Consider the following 1,179-nt stretch of genomic DNA (forward strand, 5'->3'; position numbering starts at 1 on the left):
GCTCGATATCACCCTTCCCGCAACGGATCTGACACCCGGTCGCTCTGCTGCAATCATCGCAGCGATCCGGTACCATTTCCGGCACCGGGCGGACGAGGTGCAGCGGGATATGAAACTTACCCAGCGGGTCGGGCTCCGGGAGATCCGGCTCACGCTTGCGGTCTGTATTCCCTCATTCATCGGCATTGCCATATGTTCGCAGTTCAAGGGAAATCCACTCACCGAGGTGGTGGAGAACGTTCTCATCATCTTCTGCTGGGTGACCATCTGGCAACCATTCCAGTCGCTGGTGTTTGACCGCTGGACCCAGTCTGAGACTGCAAAGGTTTACCGGACTATTGCAGAGATGGAGATCAGCGTACGACCGGTCTAACTTTTTTTCTCTGGCCATCAAGAAGGTGAAACGCAGAAGTCTCATTTACACGGGTAAATCCCGAAGGTTTACCGGCCTGATCTCATCTGGATTCCATCATATGAGAATCGATCATGGTAAACGATTCGTGAACGGTAACGTCTGCATCAGGGGTATGGAGGGATTCTGGTCATTTGCAAAAGGACGATTGATGAAATATCACGGCGTGAATCTCAAAAAAAATTCCCGCTTTTCCTCAAAAGAATTGGAGTTCAGATCCCATCACCGTCAGCACGATCTGTATGATGATTTCGTGAAATGTATCTCTTGAGTATTCCCGTATGGCTTTTTATTCAGTCATCACCATTTTTGGGAATTTTTCCGGAATTTTTTCCGGCATCGATCGATCCACCATCAGGATTTTTCCGGCGCACCGGATCCGCTCGCTTCATGTATGCCCGCACGAAACCGTGTACCACGAACCGGTTCCGCATGCGTGACCGGAATTATCCGGAGAGGAGCAGCAGGGAATGAAACAGTACGGTCTGGCAATAGCAGCAGTCGCGGCCGTTGTGCTCGTTGTCGCGGTGTTCGCGTGGGGGATTCCGGGGAGTGCCGGCTTGCAGGGCAGATCAGATACCTCAGCTAGCCTGCAGGTTCCGGCCCTGTCACCGCAGCCTTCCGCAACTCCCGCTGCAGAACCCGTGACCCGGACCTATGCGTATGTACTTCGCGGGGAGAACGGCACGGTCCGGCTGGACCTTGACCCGGGCCTGTACAACCGGCTCGCTGCCGGCGCCCCCCCGGCCGTGTGCACCACGCCCGTG

General features: G+C 54.8%; 2 protein-coding genes and 1 pseudogene. All 3 read left to right on the top strand.

Annotation, left to right across the window (positions count from 1 at the left end; all coding sequences use genetic code 11):
* A pseudogene (locus CW742_RS14080) lies at window positions 1–373 on the top strand (hypothetical protein); the annotation flags it as partial.
* A 25-nt stretch (window positions 374–398) separates the two neighbouring features.
* Window positions 399–683 (top strand): transposase, encoded by a 285-nt coding sequence (locus CW742_RS15500; RefSeq protein WP_369333024.1) that lies wholly within the window; start codon window positions 399–401, stop codon window positions 681–683.
* A 199-nt stretch (window positions 684–882) separates the two neighbouring features.
* On the top strand, window positions 883–1,179 hold a 297-nt coding region (locus CW742_RS14085), incomplete at its 3' end, for a hypothetical protein (RefSeq protein WP_292421458.1).

This window comes from Methanoregula sp., assembly GCF_002835825.1.
Classification (GTDB): domain Archaea; phylum Halobacteriota; class Methanomicrobia; order Methanomicrobiales; family Methanospirillaceae; genus Methanoregula.